Source organism: Candidatus Defluviibacterium haderslevense (genome assembly GCA_016712225.1).
Lineage (GTDB): Bacteria > Bacteroidota > Bacteroidia > Chitinophagales > Saprospiraceae > Vicinibacter > Vicinibacter haderslevensis.
This window is the reverse complement of record JADJRL010000003.1, coordinates 5,016,520-5,035,853: the sequence shown is the minus strand read 5'-3', so window position 1 is coordinate 5,035,853 and position 19,334 is coordinate 5,016,520. Positions and strand designations below refer to the sequence as shown.

At 31.9% G+C, this 19,334-nt stretch carries 18 protein-coding genes; 16 read left to right on the top strand and 2 right to left on the bottom strand.

Features of this window, described 5'->3' with window-relative positions; translation table 11 throughout:
- The first annotated feature begins 296 nt into the window (after positions 1-296).
- The 8 genes from IPK88_19735 (at position 297) to IPK88_19700 (ending at position 5,742) form a co-directional block, all read left to right on the top strand.
- Entirely contained in the window at positions 297-632 is a 336-nt protein-coding gene (locus IPK88_19735) for a hypothetical protein (GenBank protein ID MBK8245670.1), read from the top strand.
- A 156-nt stretch (positions 633-788) separates the two neighbouring features.
- Entirely contained in the window at positions 789-1,268 is a 480-nt protein-coding gene (locus IPK88_19730) for a hypothetical protein (GenBank protein ID MBK8245669.1), read from the top strand.
- A gap of 384 nt (positions 1,269-1,652) precedes the next feature.
- A complete protein-coding gene (locus tag IPK88_19725; GenBank protein MBK8245668.1) occupies positions 1,653-2,099 on the top strand; it encodes a hypothetical protein in 447 nt (148 codons plus the stop codon).
- A gap of 40 nt (positions 2,100-2,139) precedes the next feature.
- Positions 2,140-2,736, top strand: coding sequence for a YceI family protein (locus tag IPK88_19720; protein ID MBK8245667.1), 597 nt, complete (start codon positions 2,140-2,142; stop codon positions 2,734-2,736).
- A gap of 7 nt (positions 2,737-2,743) precedes the next feature.
- A complete protein-coding gene (locus IPK88_19715) occupies positions 2,744-3,505 on the top strand; it encodes an SDR family oxidoreductase (GenBank protein ID MBK8245666.1) in 762 nt (253 codons plus the stop codon).
- A 138-nt stretch (positions 3,506-3,643) separates the two neighbouring features.
- The gene (locus IPK88_19710) at positions 3,644-4,903 is read left to right on the top strand and encodes an NAD(P)/FAD-dependent oxidoreductase (GenBank protein MBK8245665.1); all 1,260 of its coding nucleotides are present in this window, start codon (positions 3,644-3,646) and stop codon (positions 4,901-4,903) included.
- A gap of 95 nt (positions 4,904-4,998) precedes the next feature.
- Entirely contained in the window at positions 4,999-5,283 is a 285-nt protein-coding gene (locus IPK88_19705; GenBank protein MBK8245664.1) for a hypothetical protein, read from the top strand.
- Positions 5,284-5,484: 201 nt separating this feature from the next.
- Positions 5,485-5,742: an SHOCT domain-containing protein gene (locus IPK88_19700; GenBank protein ID MBK8245663.1), complete on the top strand. Its 258-nt coding sequence runs from the start codon at positions 5,485-5,487 to the stop codon at positions 5,740-5,742.
- Positions 5,743-6,158: 416 nt separating this feature from the next.
- Here IPK88_19700 and IPK88_19695 read toward each other — a convergent pair whose 3' ends face one another.
- Positions 6,159-14,861 carry a cyclic beta 1-2 glucan synthetase gene (locus IPK88_19695; protein MBK8245662.1) on the bottom strand — a complete coding sequence of 2,901 codons (8,703 nt, stop codon included), beginning with the start codon at positions 14,859-14,861 and terminating at the stop codon, positions 6,159-6,161.
- Positions 14,862-15,599: 738 nt separating this feature from the next.
- Here IPK88_19695 and IPK88_19690 point away from each other — a divergent pair.
- The 8 genes from IPK88_19690 to IPK88_19655 all read left to right on the top strand — a co-directional run bounded on the left by IPK88_19690 (position 15,600) and on the right by IPK88_19655 (position 18,239).
- On the top strand, positions 15,600-15,812 hold the full coding sequence (locus tag IPK88_19690) for a hypothetical protein (protein MBK8245661.1): 213 nt from the start codon (positions 15,600-15,602) through the stop codon (positions 15,810-15,812).
- 68 nt (positions 15,813-15,880) lie between these two features.
- Entirely contained in the window at positions 15,881-16,090 is a 210-nt protein-coding gene (locus IPK88_19685) for a hypothetical protein (GenBank protein ID MBK8245660.1), read from the top strand.
- A 290-nt stretch (positions 16,091-16,380) separates the two neighbouring features.
- Positions 16,381-16,536 (top strand): lmo0937 family membrane protein, encoded by a 156-nt coding sequence (locus IPK88_19680; GenBank protein MBK8245659.1) that lies wholly within the window; start codon positions 16,381-16,383, stop codon positions 16,534-16,536.
- A 29-nt stretch (positions 16,537-16,565) separates the two neighbouring features.
- The gene (locus tag IPK88_19675; GenBank protein MBK8245658.1) at positions 16,566-16,730 is read left to right on the top strand and encodes a hypothetical protein; all 165 of its coding nucleotides are present in this window, start codon (positions 16,566-16,568) and stop codon (positions 16,728-16,730) included.
- A gap of 509 nt (positions 16,731-17,239) precedes the next feature.
- Complete coding sequence (locus IPK88_19670) at positions 17,240-17,425, top strand: CsbD family protein (GenBank protein MBK8245657.1); 186 nt, start codon at positions 17,240-17,242, stop codon at positions 17,423-17,425.
- A gap of 85 nt (positions 17,426-17,510) precedes the next feature.
- Positions 17,511-17,672: a hypothetical protein gene (locus tag IPK88_19665; GenBank protein ID MBK8245656.1), complete on the top strand. Its 162-nt coding sequence runs from the start codon at positions 17,511-17,513 to the stop codon at positions 17,670-17,672.
- A 72-nt stretch (positions 17,673-17,744) separates the two neighbouring features.
- On the top strand, positions 17,745-17,945 hold the full coding sequence (locus tag IPK88_19660; GenBank protein MBK8245655.1) for a YtxH domain-containing protein: 201 nt from the start codon (positions 17,745-17,747) through the stop codon (positions 17,943-17,945).
- Between the two features lie 120 nt (positions 17,946-18,065).
- Positions 18,066-18,239 (top strand): hypothetical protein, encoded by a 174-nt coding sequence (locus tag IPK88_19655; protein ID MBK8245654.1) that lies wholly within the window; start codon positions 18,066-18,068, stop codon positions 18,237-18,239.
- Between the two features lie 558 nt (positions 18,240-18,797).
- Here the strand turns inward: IPK88_19655 and IPK88_19650 are convergent.
- The gene (locus tag IPK88_19650) at positions 18,798-19,232 is read right to left on the bottom strand and encodes a hypothetical protein (protein MBK8245653.1); all 435 of its coding nucleotides are present in this window, start codon (positions 19,230-19,232) and stop codon (positions 18,798-18,800) included.
- Between the last annotated feature and the right edge of the window lie 102 nt (positions 19,233-19,334).

Genomic DNA, 19,334 nt, shown 5'->3' with positions numbered 1-19,334 from the left:
AAAATAATAATATAATATGAATAATTTATTTAGAGGATTAATTTCCGGTTATGGAGCATCAAAACTCGGTGGTGGTTGTTTTGGGACAATTATAGTTTTTATAATTATCAGGGTTGTCCTTGGACAATGCAATTAGATTCATCTGTATTTGACCTTTCCTGTCATGTTAATTGAAGAAATCCTGAATTGTAGGTATGAATTTTATAATTCCTTTAATCTAAAATATAATGATATATTAGATTAAATTTCTCAATCTTGTATTGCGATATATTGTTGCATTTATAAAGTTTGTAATTATGCCTCGAAGGAAAATTCATGCTCATTTCACAGAGTATAGTGATTATCTTGTATATGCATCAAGATATGATTTTAAGGTTCCTTATGAATATGAGGCCTTCTACATAGCACGTTGTATGAGCATTAATAAAGATTGTGCTGCCATTTATATATTGTCTCTGGCTGCAGTAGCCAGTGGAAAGCCATTCGCGAGACAATTTTGTGAGCTTATCGCTTCGATATGCAATGCTTGTGCTGAGGAGTGTGATAGGTTTTCGAATTTTGAATCTGCAAATTTGACTGCTGCGGATTGTCGCAGGTACGCTTTGGAGAGCAGAAAATTGATTTTTATCTAAATGAATTGTATTTTTTGAATGGTGCGCTATTGAATTATTTTAGTTAGCAACTTATACATAAATATTTGGAATATTTAAATCGATGAATTGCGATAAGGTATTTAATTATGGTATTATTTTTTTTTAACAATCTCATCAGAGATTAATTTGGTTATTATGAATTTATTATTAACAAAGGAAAATCCGTCATTAATGAACGCTATAGCCATTAGAACAGGATTATTTATGATGTTCGGTTTTATTATTTTTTTTCTAATCATGTATTGGATGGGGTATGGTAGTCGTGGTGAGTTCCATTTGTTTAATGGTGTTTTTCAAATATTTTGTTTATACAGGGCGATTAGAACCTATTATATCCTAAATCCCGATGATATCTTGAAAGGTAACTATCTGTATGGTGTAGCACAAGGACTTAGGACTTCTGTAATTGGTGTGGGCGGGTTCGCAATATTGATGACTTTGTTTCTTTATTGGGATACTGATTTGATGAATGCCATTCGACTATCTTCTTCAATGGGTGATTCATTAAATCCATTTACAGCTAATTTGTTTATTCTAACGGAAGGTTTGGCCATTGGTCTGATTGTTTCGTATATTTTAACCCGATTGTTTGAAGTTGCAAGCAAAATGATTTAATAATCAATATTTAGTTATTTCCATTCTGGTATCAATAATAATAATAAAGGTATCTGTATAATAGTGTTTGTTTGAAACTTTAGCCTTAAAGTATAGATTTCTTAGCATAACATGCTTTAATTAATTGATGTCGTTTGATGAATTGACTTTAGGACTTTATGAATTTATAAGGATTTATTTTGTTTTGAATATAAATCGAATGTTATTTTAGTTAATCCTTCTTTGATATTAGGTAATGACATTCTTTCCAGTTTATCGTAATACTGTGAATAATATAAATGGTTTCATTTATTATATAAAGTATTTTATTATTTTAATATCAATTTTGCAAAGTAATAATGTTGTTACATTTATTTCGCTTCCGCGAAACCAAAATCAATTAAAATGAAAAATCTATTCTTATTAGTTATTTTATCAGTGGCAGGTATTGCCTCCATTTCAATATTATCAAGTTGCAATTCTCCTGCTGAGAAGGTTGAGAATGCTCAAGATAAAGTGGCTGAAGCCAATAAAGATTTGGAGCAAGCAAATCAAGAGTATTTAATGGATATAGACAAATACAGAAGAGAAACCAATGAAAAAATTGCAGCGAATGAAAAAATTATTGCTGATTTTAATTCTAGAATCGAAATGCAAAAAGCCAATGCTAAGGAAGATTATAAAATGAAAGTTGCAGAATTAGAACAGAAAAATACAGATCTAAAGAAAAAAATGGATGATTATAAGGAAAGTGGTAAAGAAAAATGGGAAGCATTTAAAGTTGAATTTAATTCTGATATGCAAAAACTAGGAGATGCTTTTAAGAATTTTACTACCGATAATAAAAAATAAAATCAATTTATTTTTTTTACAGTTTATAAAATAGTATATGATGAATCAAACAGCATGGGTGATTGACAAAGCTCACAGTGAAGTGTCGTTTAAGATTAGACATTTAATGATTTCGAACGTTAAGGGAGCATTTAAAATTTTTGATGCAAACATTATAACTACGGGAGTCGATTTTTCTACAGCCGAGATCGATTTTTGGATTGATGTTACCTCAATAAATACTGGTGATTTAAAGCGAGATGAACATTTATTAAGTGAGGAGTTTTTTAATGCCAAAGTACATAAACAAATTTCTTTTGTCTCAAGTACGCTTGGAAATCCTGATCAAGAGGGTATACATGAATTATGGGGCGAATTGTCAATGAATGGTATTGTAAAAAATATCAAACTAAATGTACAATTTGGTGGAATTGCAAATGACCCTTGGGGAAATACTAAAGCAGGTTTTGAAGTTACAGGTATATTAAAGCGAAGTGATTGGGATCTCAAATGGAATACTATGATGGAAACAGGAGGACTGATGGTTAGTGATGATGTGAATATTTCCTGTGAGATTCAATTATTGAAAAAAGACATTTCCGACCAAACCATGACATTGCAAAAAGAGGAAGAAATAGTTTCATTTCAAACCAAATAAGCTAACAGTGAAAAAACTTGTGGACAAAACAGTTTTCATTACGGGCGGTCTTTCTGGTATTGGGAGGGCCTGCGCCATGGCAGCTACTCAAGAAGGAGCAAATGTGGTCGTGGTAGGTATGCCGAATGATTTATCATCTCTATTAATGCAGGACATCGTGGCTATTAATCTCAAAGCGATATTTTTAGCTTGCGATGTTTCTAAAATGGATGAATTAAAATCTGCAATTGATAAAACAGTCCAGGTATTTGGCTCTTTAGATGTAGCATTGAATAATGCCGGTATTGGTGGTGAATCCAATAAAGTTGCAGACATGACTGAAAAAGCTTGGCAACAAGTTATTGGCATCAATCTTTCTGGAGTTTTTAATGGTATGAAATATGAACTTATTCAAATGTTAAAGCAAAAGCAAGGGGTAATAATTAACATGTCTTCGATACTTGGAAAAGTTGGATTTGCTCAATCTTCGCATTATGTAGCAGCAAAACATGGTGTTCTTGGACTTACCAAAACAGCTGCGTTAGAATATGCCACAGATGGCATTAGAATTAATGCTATTTGTCCGGGATTTATTGCAACTCCTTTACTTGAAAAGGGTGGAATTACAGATCATTCAGAAATAATGCAACATATTGTTGACTTGCACCCTATGAAGCGATTAGGACGTTCTGAAGAGATCGCTAAGGGTTTTGTTTTTCTTGCAAGTGATGATGGCTCGTTTATGACTGGATCTACGCTGGAAATTGAAGGTGGCTATTTGGCACAATAGAAGTAAATACTGAATTCATGTTTTTTATAAATGCTTAACTTTTAATTCAATTTTGGTTTTCTATTGAATTTAAAATTTCAATAAATTATGCTTAATAATGGATTATAATAGTATTTTAGAAAGTGTTTCTATTTTGGAATGAATAAAAAACAAATATTAATTTTAGGTGCAGGATTTGCTGGATTGAAATTGGCACGAGTGTTAAGTGGTCATCCGGGGTATTCTATTACCTTAATTGATAAAAATAATTATCATCAGTTTCAACCTTTGTTATATCAAGTTGCCACCGCTAATCTAGATGCAAGTAACATATCATTTCCTTTAAGAAATATTTTCAAAAAATGTAAGAATGTTAGCGTCAGAATTACTGAGGTGACCCATATTGATTTATTAAATGATAAGGTCGATACAACTATTGGTCCTATTTATTATGATTTTTTAGTATTGGCAACAGGTGCAGTGACTAACTATTTTGGGAATGCCGAATTAGCACGAATGACTTTTCCGATGAAATCCACTTGGGAAGCTCTAATTCTGCGTAATACCCTCATTCAGCATTTCGAGGATGCAGTGACATCAACAATGCATCAAATCAATAAAAATTTATCTGTTGTTATTGTCGGAGGAGGGCCAACAGGTGTAGAACTTAGTGGCGCTATTGCAGAAATGAAACGCGATGCATTGCCTTTGGAATATCCTGAATTGGATTTTAGCAAAATGGAGGTTTATCTAATAGAGGGAACCAATAAGTTATTGGCATCTATGAGTGATTCTTCTTCTCAGATCGCCAAACATTATTTGGAAGAAATGGGGGTTGTAGTAAAAACAAATACTTTAGTGAAAGATTACAATGGAGTAAAATTGAAAATGCAAGACGGCACTGAAATTGAATCTTCCATAGTGATTTGGGCAGCAGGTGTAAAAGGCAATATTCCTTCTGGAATTAATTCATTATGGTGTTCAGCTTCAAATCAAATTAGAGTTGATGAATTTAATCGGGTAAATGCCAATGATCATGTTTTTGCAATAGGTGATATCTCCATAATGTTATCTGAATTATATCCGAAGGGTTTTCCTCAATTGGCAAGTGTGGCTATGGATCAAGCAAAAAATTTAGCAATTAATTTTAAAAGAATGGCTTTAAATAAATCTATGCTGCCATTTCATTACTACAACAAAGGGAGTATGGCAACTGTCGGTAGAAATAAGGCAGTTGTAGATTTAGCATATCCCAAATGGAGTTTCCATGGATTTATAGCTTGGATTATTTGGATGACTTTGCATTTATTTTTATTGATTAGCTTTAAAAATAGGCTTATTGTATTTATCAATTGGATTTATAAATACTTCACACATAGACAATCTTTGTCCCTATTGTTTAATAAATTAAAGCAATGATATATATTTAATATTTATTAAAATATAAAATGCAATTTATTTAAATAAAATTCAGCATGTTTTAAATGTGTTTTTTATAACTTAAAATAATTGATATGAAATATTATCTTATGATTTTATCAATTGGAGGAATTATGTTGACCTCATGTTCTCCGGGTTTTGTTGGGGAAGAACCAACATATTATGAAGTGGTAAGACCGCAGCGCCCAGGCAATAATCATGTTTGGGTTGATGGAGATTGGACCTATAAAAGAAGATCCCATACTTATGTAAGGAGAAATGGATACTGGATGGAACCTAGAGCTAATAAAACTTTTGTTCCGGGTCATTGGCAATCTTCTAGTCGAGGTCATTCATGGTCTCCAAACAGATGGAGGTAATTTTTTTTGTGATTCCATTGATTTTTATCAATATATTAAATTAAAATTACTTGTTTTTGCAATTTTTATAATACTCTAAGTTATATAGTATGAATTATGATAGTTATTTTGCATAATCGTATAACAATCAATTCACCATTGGGAATTAAATTTGTGACTTGAAAGTTTATCTCCTGAGAAAAGATACTAAATGTTTAGAATATGAATTACGATATGCAGTTTTTTGGAATGAATATTATTTGGTGGTTTGTCTGGTTGGTTGGATTTTCATTTTATTTCTCCTTTTTTGTACCTGTATTAAAGAAAAAAATTCGGCGTACACCTTTGGATGTTTTGCAAAGTAGGTTATCTAAAGGTGAAATAAACGTATACGAATATGAACAAAGAAAGAGATTTATAGAAAAGGATCGTGATTTAATTGCTAAAATGTTTTTTAGTTCAAGGATACTTAATCATTAATGAATAATTCTATATTCTTGTTTTGGGTTTAAGCTTCATAATGGTTAGGGAATGAATGAAGTCATATGGTACACTAAATTTGGTTTGTAAGTTGTTAGATTGAATATAAAAGTTTTGTTGAATTGATTTTCGCTTGATTTAAAGGCATTAGATGAAGATTTAATGCCTTTTCTCTTATTCCTATTTTCGTTTGTTACAATTTTTTTTATTTGTAATTTATCTTCATAATTTACAACTTCTCTATTTCTTTATTTTCATTAATTTATAAGCGATCAGCTGCATCCGTAATTAGTAAATGCTTACTTAACTCGCATTTGTTTTTCATAATTCTTTATGGCCTCACCTTAACTCGAAATTGATTCCCTATAATTCGTAATCTCGTAATTGAATGATTCTCATAATTTCGTAATTCGTAATTAATTATTACCCATAATTTGTAATTGATTTTCGTAATTCAAAGTTATTAGAACATTATGGTCTATTCGATCATCTACTAAGTGAATCTGCATATCATTTTGATCCATTTGATCCATTGTTATTTTCATTTCTTTAAATTCGGAATCTTGCTTGACAATAATATGATAAGTGGTATTTTCAAATTGATAATGTATCGTGAATCCATTCCATTCTTTAGGAATTTTTGGATTGAAGTATAGGGTATTGCCTACTTTGGTAAGTCCAAGGAAGGATTCTGTAATTAATCTAAAAATCCAACCAGCAGCTCCAGTGTACCATGTCCATCCACCACACCCTAGATGCGGTGGTCTTGCATAAATATCAGCAGCTACTACATATGGCTCTACTTTATAGATTTGTATCGTCTCGATAGTTTTTCCATGATTTATTGGATTGATCATATTTAATAATTCCCAAACTTTCTCCTTGTCTCCTATTTCAGAAAATGCCATTGTGAGCCACGCAGCCGCATGAGTGTATTGACCACCATTCTCGCGAACCCCAGGAACATATCCTTTGATATATCCTGGATTGACAGTTGACTTATCGAATGGAGGATCTAAGAGTTGTATGATTTGTGCTTCTTTACGAACTAGCATGTTGTAGGCAGAGTTTAAGGCTATTCGTGTTTTATTATTATTTCCAGCTCCTGATAATACAGACCAACTTTGGGTTATGGAATCTATTTTGCATTCTTCATTTTTGTTTGAACCTAATGTGGTTCCATCATCAAACCATGCACGCTTATACCAATTTCCATCCCATGCATGAAGTTCAATATTTTCTTTTAAATTCTGTGCTTCTTTTTCGCAAACAGCAGCAAATTTTAAATCATTATTTATATGTGCAACTTTTATAAATCGTATAAGCACATCATATAAAAAGAATGCCATCCATACACTTTCACCTTTACCATCTTTACCGACCTGATCAAAACCATCATTCCAATCACCTGAACCGATTAAAGGTAAGCCATGCACACCAAATTTTAATCCGTGAGAAATGGATTTAACACAATGTTCATAAAGTGTATTTGTATGACCGGAAATGGCTGGATGATCGTAATATGATTCTTCAATTGCATTTAATTTTCGACCTTCTAAAAAATGTATTTGTTCCTTTAGAATTTCATAATCTTCTGTTTGTTCCAAATAGACAGATGTAGCATACGGTAGCCAAAGGTAATCATCTGAACATCTTGTACGAACTCCATGGCCAGTTGGTGGATGCCACCAATGTTGTACATCACCTTCTTCAAACTGCCTAGATGCACATAGTATGATTTGTTTTCGTGTCAAATGTGGCGAACAGAGTAGTAAAGAAAGCACATCCTGTAATTGATCTCTAAATCCAAATGCTCCCCCAGATTGATAAAATCCACTACGACCCCATAATCTTGCTGAAATGGTTTGGTATGTTAACCAGCCATTAGTTAATATATTTATTGCAGAATCGGGTGTTTCAATTTGTAGAATGCCTAAAGTTTTTTTCCAATAAATTTTTACCTTTTCAAGGGATAAATTCATGGCTATACTTCCTCGAAATTGTTTGATCATTTGATAGGCTTCCATGGAATGCTTTGCTGCTCCCAGTTTAAATATAGTCTCATATTCTTCACCATCAACAAGATCAAAAGTAACTTGTATTGCAGCACAAGGATCTAGCGCAAGCCCTATTTTACCAGATAACTTTTGTTTAGACATAGCCTCTGGATTTTTTAAATTGCCATTTCTACCAATAAATTCAGTTCGATCAGCAGTAAATGTTTTGTTTAATTGATCCACATCAAAGAAGCCAACGCGATTTTGAAACTCTGTGTTGTAAGAATTTTTTGCAATGATGGCTCCGCTATCTGGATCCATTTCAGTGTGTACATGCATTCCCGTTTTCATTCTATGTGTGCCTAATACCCATTCAATATAACCAGTTGCAGATAGTTTTCTTGTTCTGCCTGAAACATTTTTTATTTTTATTTCGGTAAATTTAATGGATGAATACAAGTCAACAAACACCAACATTTCTGTTTGTATACCGTCTTCTATATGTTCAAATATACTATACCCAAAACCATGTCTAGTTATATATGGTGTTTTGCCACCGGATGGAAGTAAAGCTGTACTCCAGTAGTTACCACTTTCTTCATCTCTGATATAATAGGCTTCACCACTTTTATCAGATACTGGGTCATTATTCCATGGTGTGATTCGCATTTCATGAGCATTTTCAATCCAGGTGTATGCTGATCCACTTTCAGATATTACGGTACCAAAATTTGGATTTGCAATTACATTGACCCAAGGGAGTGGTGTTCTTTTGAATTGATCTATTATAATTACATATTCTTTTCCATTAGATGTGAATCCACCAAGGCCATTGAAGTGATTTAATTCTTTTGGTATAACCATCGGAGTATAATCCATTTTATTTGAATGGATTGGAATAATATTTGGGATGATTAACTTTGAGTATGGTTTTCTTTTTACAAGATCAATTAATGTTCCATCATGATCTGAAATATAAATACGAGCTACAGTTTGGAACAAAATCCGATCTTCATTTGATATTTGGTCAGAAGCCCTAACAAAAATACCACCCGGTCTATCTTTAAATTCGGGAGGAATCAAAGCTTCTATGTCATGTTGAAATTCTTGGCGATATCCATTATGTTCTTCATTCCAAATAACAAGATCTACTTCTAATCCTTTTAATCGCCAATAGGAATGTGCTTGAATAAGTTGTTTTGCTAATTCAAGATGATTCCTATTTTCTATTTTTAATAGTAATATGGGCAAATCTCCTGAAATAGAATATCCCCATAATCCCGATTGTTGCCTTTGATTTTTGATGAGTAACGTAGCATCTGCACGAAACATAATATTCGGAAATATAATTGAACTGGCTAATCTGCTATACAATTGGGCATCTTCTTCAGTTGCATTTATTTGTCGAAGGACAACTTGACTATGTGTCCAGGCCATCTCAAATACACGATCTTTGTGCGGCTTGTCTTGGTATTTATCGATCATCTTTTGACATGTTTTTCTGGTGTCAGCCACTCCAATGATCATATCTATAGTTACTGTTTCTTCAGGCTCAAGTATGAGTTTATTTCGAATAGCAATAATTGGATCTAATACAGAACCCTGATGTCCGGAAAGTGGTCCAGAATGATTCATGGATTCAGGATTAATAGGAGTATTGCCTCGGCCAATAAATACCATACGATCGGTTTCAAAGGATGTTTCCAAGATTTCTTTTCCGTGAGTTTTCATTAAATGAAAAAGCCATGGTGTAGGTTCATCTGCTGATCTCGGTCTGCGTGTACAAATAATGGCATGTTGCTGAGGAATAATTTCAGTTTGGACAAACAAATTGCTGAATCCAGGTTGCATAATATCTGATGTTAGTGGAGCTAATACCACTTCTGCATAACTTGTGATTTCTATAGTCCGATGAATACCTGAATAATTAGTAATTCGAACTCTCCTCATTTCCATATCATCTTCAGGTGATACTACAATTTCAGTATGTGTTAATAGTTCGTTATGTGTTGCGCTAAAATCAATGCGCCCTTGAGAATATACAACTTCATATTTGTCGCTATGTTTTAGCGTAGGCTGAAATGTGTTTGACCAATACATGTCATTTTTCAAATCCTTAATGTAACAAAAGCTTCCCCACTGATCGCAGGTGACATCTTCTCTCCATCTTGTTACGGCTAAGTCTTTCCAACGACTATATCCTGCACCTGAATTACTGATCATAAGATGGTATCTGCCATTAGAAAGTAATTGTATTTCTGGAATTGAAGTGTTTGGAGTTTTTATTATTCTTACTTCACCTCCCACAGCTACATAATTGATATCAGCAAGATCTGTTGTATGAGCAAAAAAACTTGTGGCTTTTGGAATTCGCTCTTGTAATAATAATAGTGTTGCTTTAAATTGTGGTTCTGACTCAAATAATTTTTGCATAGGTTTATCTAATAAAAGATAAGCTAATGAAATCAAACTCATCGCTTGATGGTGTGCCATATAAGAGTGTACAATAGCATGTGATTGACCTCTCGGTAGTCTCGATGTAGTATAATCTATAGCTTCATAAAATCCATATTGTCCTTCGAATCCATACTCCTGCATAAGCTCAAGATTTTTACATGCTTTTTCAGGAGCGACAATTAAAGCAAGAGCTGTAGCATATGGTGTAATAACTGAATCTTCTTCAAGTCCACGCTTAAGTCCAAGACCTGGAGCACCAAATGCACGATATTGATAATGTGAATTGGCATTAATCATATGATAACCGGATTCTGAAATACCCCAAGGTAAGCCTTTTTGTTTTCCATATTTGATTTGCCACGCTACTGCACCTTTACAAGTTTGATCTAATAAGGTGTTGTCATAGGTTGGCATAACGAGCAATGGCATTAGATATTCGAACATTGAACCACTCCATGATAATAAGATTGGATTTCCATCTACATTAGTTAGTAATCGTCCTAAAGCAAACCAACTTTCTATTGGAATTTTTCCTTGGGCAATACCAATAAAAGTGCACAATCTCGCTTCTGATGCGAGTAAGTCATAATAACTCGTATCCATGTGATGTTCTTGAACATTATATCCAATTGTAAATAAATGACTAGTTTTGTTATAAAGAAAATCCCACTCCATATCTGCCATGAGGTGGCATTGTTGGGCCAGGTTTTCAGTTAGTTTAATTCGCTCCGTTAACTTTTGTATGGTGTAATTTATTGATGTATTTAAGGAATCAATTGTAATTTTATCAGAAAGGTCATGTTGATAATATAATGAATCATTTATTTTTAATTTTAAGATGTTTGCTGCATTCAATAGTTCTATCCAAGATGAATGAGCATCGATATTATTTTCTATTGATATTTGATTTGTTGTGATCAATTGATTCTGCCAAGGTTCATAAATTTTAATTTCTTCTAAAAACTGAATGAATTGATGTTTTATTTTTTGAATCCAGTATTTTGACTCATCATGAGCAATGGTAATTAATGGTTCTATGTTTGAGTTGAATAGTTCATTTAATGAATTTAATTGTACAAATATTTCTGAACTAGAATTGATTCGAATTTGAAGCGTATCTGATAGCGCTATTTTGAATGTTTCTAAAGTGTTTTTTTCTTGTGCTTCTAAAGTATCAATAAGTACCAACAAAGTGTCATATAATCCTTCAAATATTTTTGAACATTTATTCTGTTGATACGGCATCATAATTAAACCTTGTCTTAATACCAATAAATGTCCAACTAGATTGCCGCTGTCTACTGTTGAGATATATTTTGGTAATAATGGTATGAGAGATTGTGTATCATACCAATTAAAAAAATGGCCTCTGAATCGTTCCATCTTGGACATGGTTTGTAAGGTCTTGGAAGTCCTTTCTAAATAAGATCTCACATTTATATATCCAAATTCGTAGGCAGTCAAATTGGCAAGTAATGAAAGCCCAATATTCGTTGGTGATGTTCTATGGGCAATCATAGCTATTGGTTGCTCTTGATAATTATCAGGGGGTAACCAATTATTGTTTTGATCTACAAATTGTTCAAAAAATCGCCATGTCTTTCTAGACAATTTTCTAAGAAAAAAATGTTGAAATGGGGTGAGAATGGTTAATTGTTTTGGTTTTGGTCTGCTAACTAACCAAGTAATTGTCGGTGCTATGATCCATAAAGATAAAACAGGTCCAACAACTATTAATTTTGAAGGATCATACAAGAATAGATAGATGCCTATTGGAATTGTTAAAATGGGTTCGAGCCACATGGATAAGTAGGACTTGAATAAACTATTCTCACTGGTTTTTTCTGAATGTGCAGATGAATTCCATTCTAACAATTTTTTTCTACTAATCAGTACTTTCCAAATCGTGCAAATTATGGCATTTAAATTTGAAAAAGCTTCATAAGGAATGCAAATAATTCTAAACAATGTTTTTATAAAAATCTCACCAATGTGGTGAAAGGTGTTTTTTATATGATGACTGATGATGACCTCTTTAGGTTTATTTAAAGTCGCCCATACTAATGAAATAATAATAGGAAGGACGATGATTGAAGCTGTAAGTATTGTCCAAAAAAGAGTATTTTCAAGTAGGAGCCATCCTATAATAATAAGCGCTGTGTAGGAGATTGGTACTAGACTACGTCTGAGATTATCAAATATTTTCCATCGAGATAAACCTGAAATTGGATTTTTATTCCAGGTTCTTTTGAATCCGGGAACATAGGGTAAAAACCAAGCAAAAATTTGCCAGTCTCCACGAATCCAGCGATGTTGCCGCTTCATATCTACATTATAACTTGTTGGATATTTCTCGTACAATTGAACATCACTTAATAGGCCTGATCGAACATAACAACCTTCTAATAGATCATGACTTAGAATACCATTCTCTGCGAATTTTCCATCCAATACTTTAATGAACATATCAACATCATAAATACCTTTACCTATGAACGAACCTTCTGAAAATAAATCTTGATACACGTCTGATGATGCACGTGTATAAGGATCTATCCCGGGTTCATTGCCGTGCATTTTTGCATATAATGAACTTGTAATATCAGGCAATGAAACAGCTACATTCGGTTGAATGATTCCATATCCACGGGTAACTCTTTTTTTGAGATCATCATACCATGGTTGATTCAAAGGATGACTTATTGTTCCAATTAATTGACAAGCAGCGCCTAGTGGAAGTTGTGTATCAGCATCTAAAGTAATAACATATTGAATGAATGGAAATAAAGTTTGCTTTCCTACAATTAATGAAAATCTATTTTTAGCACCACCTCGTAACAATCCATTTAGTTCTGATAATTTACCCCTCTTACGTTCATATCCCATCCATACATTTTCTTGTGAATTCCAATGTCGTGGCCTATGAAATAAATAAAACAAATCTTGCTCTTCTTTTCCATATTTTGAATTTAATTCTCCGATTTTAAGTTGAGCTAATTGTATCAGAGCATCATCTTCTGGCAATGTCTCTTGAGCGGCATCAGTAAAATCTGTTAATAATCCAAAATGCAAATAATCAAATCTGTTGGCTAGAAATCGTACTTCCAATCCTTCTATTAAGCGTTCGATTTCATCCGAAGTTGTTAGCATGACAGGAATAACAACCAGGGTTCGAGCGTGTGAAGGAATTTGTTTTGAAAAATCCATTCTTGGTAATAATTTTGGCTTAACAATCAGTGTTGAAAAAAATTGAACCAGTGAGATAGCAAGTTGGCTAGAACATATTATTACAAGTAATGAAATAAGTATAAGTAAATATGCATTTTTGGTGTCTAAATAGGCCTCATAAATTATGAACGTGCTTATTATTGTTGTAATCCAAAAGATTGAAAATGTATATATTAAAAAGGTATATTTTGAAATGTGTTGTCTCAGTTTTTTTATAGCAGATAATTTCACTCGTGCAAGATGTTTTGTTTTGTGGACACCTTGATCAATGAGATAATATCCAACGTGAAGTGATCGTAAATCATCTGTTTGTTCGTTTGAATGAGTTAAATCTATAGCTAATTGAGCCACTTCAGGCTCTGAGAGCTCACTATTTTTTGAAATGTGTTCTATGACATGCCTATAGCAATCTCGAGTTGTAAAGTCCATTAATCCGTAAGTCCCAAATTGATCATTCCTTAGAATTTGATCTACTATACTATGTGATTCAACAAAATGATTCCATGCAATCCCACTAAACATCCGCAGACTTCCTATGCTGTTACTCATAGATACTTGATCCGCGGATTGTTTCTGTACTTCTGTATTGATTAATTCAACACCAGTCATCCCGATTTCAATGAGTTGTTGTTCTATCCAGTGGAGTGGCATGGCTAATTCAAGTCCTTTTCCTTTTAGTTGTCTTGTGAGTTCTGATACAAAAGCACTTCCCATGGGTGGGTTGGAACGCGCCATATCTGCGATAACAAGGATTAAATTCTTAGGATCTTTTTCAGCAGTATCGATCATTTGTTGAGCCCAATAATCTGCTAGGTTTCGGTCTACACGATCAATTGCAATTCTAGCTGACACGCGACGCAGATTTTCAATTAATGCTAAACGTATCATAATAGGAATGGCCCATAACTCTCCAAGTTTTAACACAGTAACGGACTGATAAGCATTGATATAAGTACTCAGACTGTCAATGTCGATGCGTCCATCACTATGTGATATAATGTGAAGTATAATATCATAAATTCGGGTGACAATTGTTGCGTTACCATGAATCAATTGGGGTAAATTTTCGCTATAACCTTTAGGAAAATCAATTTTTGCATTTCGTATATGCTCTTCAATCAAATAGAAATTGTCGATTAGCCATTCACCTGCTGGTGTGATTTGATTTTTTCTTCTAATGGAATCAGTCAGAAGTTTGCGAACTTCATGTAATATGATTTCATTTTCCGCAAGTCTTGGTAGTAAATGGTCGTGCGATGGATTAGTATTAAGTTTATGTGAGCTCGCAAGTTTTTTGCCGAAGCGTTCCATTTTTTCAGTGGTAAAAAGCTCTGACCTTAATGGTTCTTCATTTGGATAACTACCACGCTTACTTTTTGTGTTAAGTATTGAATTAATTTTACTGAACATTTGACCCGATATTGATATCAAATTCATTATCTATTGGTTGAAATTTATTATGGTGAGATTTAGTTATATAACTTTGAGTAAGCTATGTTACATGTTTTAAAATATTGGTTCAATGGAAACGTTTATCATGTAATAACTTTTTTTTATTATCAGGGACCGATTTAGTTTTATGATTTATGTCAAAATTTTGTGATTCTGTTTAATTACAGAGGAGAATAAGATCTGCTACTTATAATAATATGATCCAATTTTATTTTTTTTGATTTAAATAGTTATGAATAATATCATTATAAAACAGTATTAAGCCATCCTTTTAGTTATAATTTATGTCTTGATACTTTAATAGATAGTCATCACAAAGGAGCGTTTAATTATTGAACAAACAGTTATATGATTTCCTTATTTAGTTACATAATTATCATGTTTATGTAGAGATTTATGTGGGGTTATTTTTTTTAAATCTTTATGGAGTTAATGCTATTTGTAATTCAAATTATGATTAGCGGATTAGAACAAATATTTACGATACATTTTATTTTGGGCTTCAACTGTTGCAAGCTATTTAATGGATCTATACAGAATTTATCCATCTCATAATATTGGTTTGATTGTTTTTAATAGGATTTTCCTTCTTTTAACAAGTGTGAATGTTATAATTCATTATAATTGTTATATAAATGACAATATATGATGAATATTTATCTTTGTATGGCTTGTACAAATTCCTTTTTCTAATAATGAGTATTTATGTGTAAATGATATGTTATGATAACAAACTTTGATTATATGAATTTTGAATCCACAATATTAAAAGACCCAGATCGATTATTGCAAATCGAAAACCACAAATTGGCTGCCAAACTACATGAGGAAGCAGCGAGATATCATAAAGATGCTGTATGTATCTTTGAAAATCAAATAAAAGTAGAATATTTGGAATATGCTATGGCTAATAGGAAGGGTGATCTCACAAGTTAGTAAAATCTTATGTACCTTGTTCCAAGTTTTTTTGAACAACTTAATTTTCTATCGTGGATGTAAATAGGATGATTTCAGAAGGGGAACTTAATGCAGAAATTCTTAGAGTCACTTTGAAGATCCATACTGAGTATCCTGAATTGTCTAAATTTATTGAAGAAATGCCTGTTACGATTCCTAATGTTGATCGACCTGAAATTAATATTTCAATACTTTCTGATTATCTTGACTCCCTGAATTCGTTAATATTTCATTATAAAGAAGGAATCATCCAATGAATGGTTCCGAAGAATCCATTTCTGTAAGATTTTTAAGTTTATAGCTTCTTGAATAAGCTTAAGGGACTCTTTTGATTATTTTATTTCATATTTGATATGTTCTCAGGGTAAGCTTAAAGTTGATTTAAACATTATAAGTGGTTTGTAGGAATTATATAAAATTATCATTTAATGATATAAGTTTTATGTATGCTTTAATACCCATCTTTGTTATATGAATTATTTTATTTGTTTCACTTAGAGCCAAATTATAATACATTATTTTTTAACAATTTTAATTCTTTCAAATCATGGGAAATTTACTTTACACAATCGCAGTCATATTGATTATTTTTTGGGCAATAGGATTTTTAGGTTATCACGCAGGAGGACTTATTCATCTTCTTTTAGTTATTGCAGTTATTGCAATTATTTTGCGAGTGATTCAAGGCAAGAAAATTGTTTAATTCATTTGAGACAAGAAAATCACCAATTTATGAATTCTGATAGATTGAGTTCCGTGGTACTGCCTTTTATGTTAGGTGTAGCATTGGGAGGGATTGCAACAATATGTTATTCATTTTTTAAATGTTCCAATAGTAAATTGCCAAAGGTCAGCAAAAATACTGAAAATGAGACTGAAGGTTATTATGTGGAATAGAATAGTTAAGTTGAATTTTGATTTTTGTATTTGTTCACATTTTATGTTAGCCCTATTTTTAATTTTACATATACTATGAGAACATTTTTTATTTTTTCTATTGTTTTCGTTACATTCAAATCCTGAATTATTTTCCTGAAAGTGTTTTATACAATAATATTTCAAAGTATAACCATTTACGATCAAATGATTAGATATAGTAAATAGAAATACTTGTACTAAAAACGTATTTTTACTTTTTAGACGAATAGTATTATTGGGATCAACTTCAAAAGTTTATCTGACTTTTTCGAAATTGAAGTTATATGTATAAAATTCTTTCTGTGAATATTAGTGTTTTGATAATGTTACAAACATTTATTCATTTTATTTTAAGTTTGATATTAAATACAACATTGCTTGAATGGGTATGAATTATATAATAGGTAATTGTTATTGTATATTTTATTTAATATTTGGCTGCATATCTTTGTAAGGTGGAAATGATTTCACATAATAATTAATATTTTATGAACACAATAGAAGTTAAGGGAAATTGGAACGAACAAAAGGGAAAACTAAAACAAAAATTTGCTATTTTGACTGATAACGATTTGATGTTTGTCGAAGGAAAACGAGATGAAATGTTAGGTAGACTTCAGATTAAATTGGGCAAATCAAAGGAAGAATTACAGACTATTTTATCAGAGCTTTAGAATTCTTCTTTTGCACAAGTGCCGTTTGACGGGGGTTAGGCGGTGCTTTTTTCATTTCATTGATCCCATCTTAAATGTTTATATTATGAATGTTCTTTATTATATTGAGACTGTTGTTTTATTTCTATTTATTGGTGCATTAGTTGCATTCGCTTTTACTACAGGCGCTACTGGACACATCGTTGTAGTTGTTGCTGGTGTTAGTATATTGTATCGTATTTGGTTCTATAGTAAAATAGTTAAGTAATACTACGATCTATTGTGTTTTGTTATTTTTTATTTTATTTATGATTTTTATTTATATTATTGATTATATTTTATGAAAACAAATAAACTTGCTGTTGGTCTATTAGTCGGATTGTCTATTGGTGGTATAGTTGGTGTTTTATTTGCACCAAAAAAGGGCTCAAAATTGAGAAAAAAAATGTTTAATAAGGGAAGTGAATTGACTGAATCATTGAAATCAAAATTTGGAGATGTGATTACTAATGTGGCAGATAGTTTTGAACTTGGACAATAAGATATTGAATAAAAAATAGCTTTAGGTAAATCTAAATGGTCTCAAGTTAAGGATGAGTTTATGAAGTCCAATGTGTGATTTTACTTCGCATTTTTTTTATATTTGTATAAATTTTAATTTATGGAAATTCATGCGATGACCATAGAAGAGATTTTTGAAGAAGTGGAGAATTACAGTATCACCAGTATTGAGTTGATTAAATTTAATGCAATTGATGTTTCGGCTGATGTAATAGCTTCGGTTTATTCTAAATTCATTATCATCATTTGCGATCATTATTTGTTTTTATTATGAATATTGGTTTGTCATTATGGATAGGGGACTTGTTACATAAATCATATTATGGTTTTTTTGTTATTGCAATCTGTTATTTATTGATTGCTGTTTTTCTGTTTATATATCGTTTTCGTTGGATTATTAATCCTATACGAAATGTATTTATTGGTCAATTGCTTATTAGGAAATAATGAGCAATCAAATTTCCCAATTTAAGTTATTGGTTTATGAAACTATAAAACTCAAGATTAAGCAGGTTGAAGATGGCATTCTGATCAAAAATCATGTTGAATGATTATTGACAGTTTACAACCTATTAATTTGGTAAAAAATTCCATTTATGAGTTGGATGCCTTGCCTGATATCAAAATGCGCTTGTTGAATACTTTTGTTGGCCTTACTAGTGATTTTTTGTCCCAGCGTGTATTATTGGCATCATCTATCAATCCAATTCAAAGAATACATGGCATTTCCTTGAAATTTTTTAAGGATAACATTTTATTTAAAACTATTACGTAATATTCCGAATCAATCTAAAGTTAGTGAAGTTATTTTTAATGAACTTGTTTTGCCATGTTATTTGACTTCTTCCACTTCAATGAGTTGATACATCAATCGATTGATATCACTTTTATTAAGCACGAGAATTCCTTTAATTTCGATTTGTTCTGATGTGAACTGAATGGGCTTTTTGGCTTTAACTTCAAGTACCGTCTCTGGACCTGCCTGACCACAAAAGAAACACATGCTGTATGGAAATGCCGAGAACACAAATTCCTGGTGACTTTTAAATCCATCTGTGGGTATAATATATCCTTTTAATTGAATGACTTTGCGCTCAAGTCCCTTCACTTCATTACTGAAGATTGGACGGTCTATCTTGATGCCCAATAATTCATCATATTCTTTTTTATAACTAATCTTGGCTAATATAGGCCAGTAATTGACCTTGTTTTGACAATAGCTTAAGATAGGGAATAGAATAATAAAGAAAACGAGTATGTGTTTCAAAGGATTTTATTTATTAGTGTCACAAATATCTTAATTTTGTTTTAATTAATTGGTAATTATAATTTTGAAACTTATTTTTATACAAAATTAGTCTTAGTTTAA

Excerpts from the sequence above, each read along its gene's own strand:
- IPK88_19735 (MBK8245670.1), top strand. The coding sequence starts at position 297 with ATGCCTCGAAGGAAAATTCATGCTCATTTCACAGAGTATAGTGATTAT.
- IPK88_19695 (MBK8245662.1), bottom strand. The coding sequence starts at position 14,861 with ATGAATTTGATATCAATATCGGGTCAAATGTTCAGTAAAATTAATTCA.
- IPK88_19660 (MBK8245655.1), top strand. The coding sequence starts at position 17,745 with ATGAAAACAAATAAACTTGCTGTTGGTCTATTAGTCGGATTGTCTATT.
- IPK88_19700 (MBK8245663.1), top strand. The coding sequence starts at position 5,485 with ATGAATTACGATATGCAGTTTTTTGGAATGAATATTATTTGGTGGTTT.
- IPK88_19665 (MBK8245656.1), top strand. The coding sequence starts at position 17,511 with ATGAATGTTCTTTATTATATTGAGACTGTTGTTTTATTTCTATTTATT.
- IPK88_19670 (MBK8245657.1), top strand. The coding sequence starts at position 17,240 with ATGAACACAATAGAAGTTAAGGGAAATTGGAACGAACAAAAGGGAAAA.
- IPK88_19725 (MBK8245668.1), top strand. The coding sequence starts at position 1,653 with ATGAAAAATCTATTCTTATTAGTTATTTTATCAGTGGCAGGTATTGCC.
- IPK88_19680 (MBK8245659.1), top strand. The coding sequence starts at position 16,381 with ATGGGAAATTTACTTTACACAATCGCAGTCATATTGATTATTTTTTGG.
- IPK88_19685 (MBK8245660.1), top strand. The coding sequence starts at position 15,881 with ATGATTTCAGAAGGGGAACTTAATGCAGAAATTCTTAGAGTCACTTTG.
- IPK88_19675 (MBK8245658.1), top strand. The coding sequence starts at position 16,566 with ATGAATTCTGATAGATTGAGTTCCGTGGTACTGCCTTTTATGTTAGGT.
- IPK88_19655 (MBK8245654.1), top strand. The coding sequence starts at position 18,066 with ATGGAAATTCATGCGATGACCATAGAAGAGATTTTTGAAGAAGTGGAG.
- IPK88_19690 (MBK8245661.1), top strand. The coding sequence starts at position 15,600 with ATGATAACAAACTTTGATTATATGAATTTTGAATCCACAATATTAAAA.
- IPK88_19730 (MBK8245669.1), top strand. The coding sequence starts at position 789 with ATGAATTTATTATTAACAAAGGAAAATCCGTCATTAATGAACGCTATA.
- IPK88_19705 (MBK8245664.1), top strand. The coding sequence starts at position 4,999 with ATGAAATATTATCTTATGATTTTATCAATTGGAGGAATTATGTTGACC.
- IPK88_19710 (MBK8245665.1), top strand. The coding sequence starts at position 3,644 with ATGAATAAAAAACAAATATTAATTTTAGGTGCAGGATTTGCTGGATTG.
- IPK88_19720 (MBK8245667.1), top strand. The coding sequence starts at position 2,140 with ATGAATCAAACAGCATGGGTGATTGACAAAGCTCACAGTGAAGTGTCG.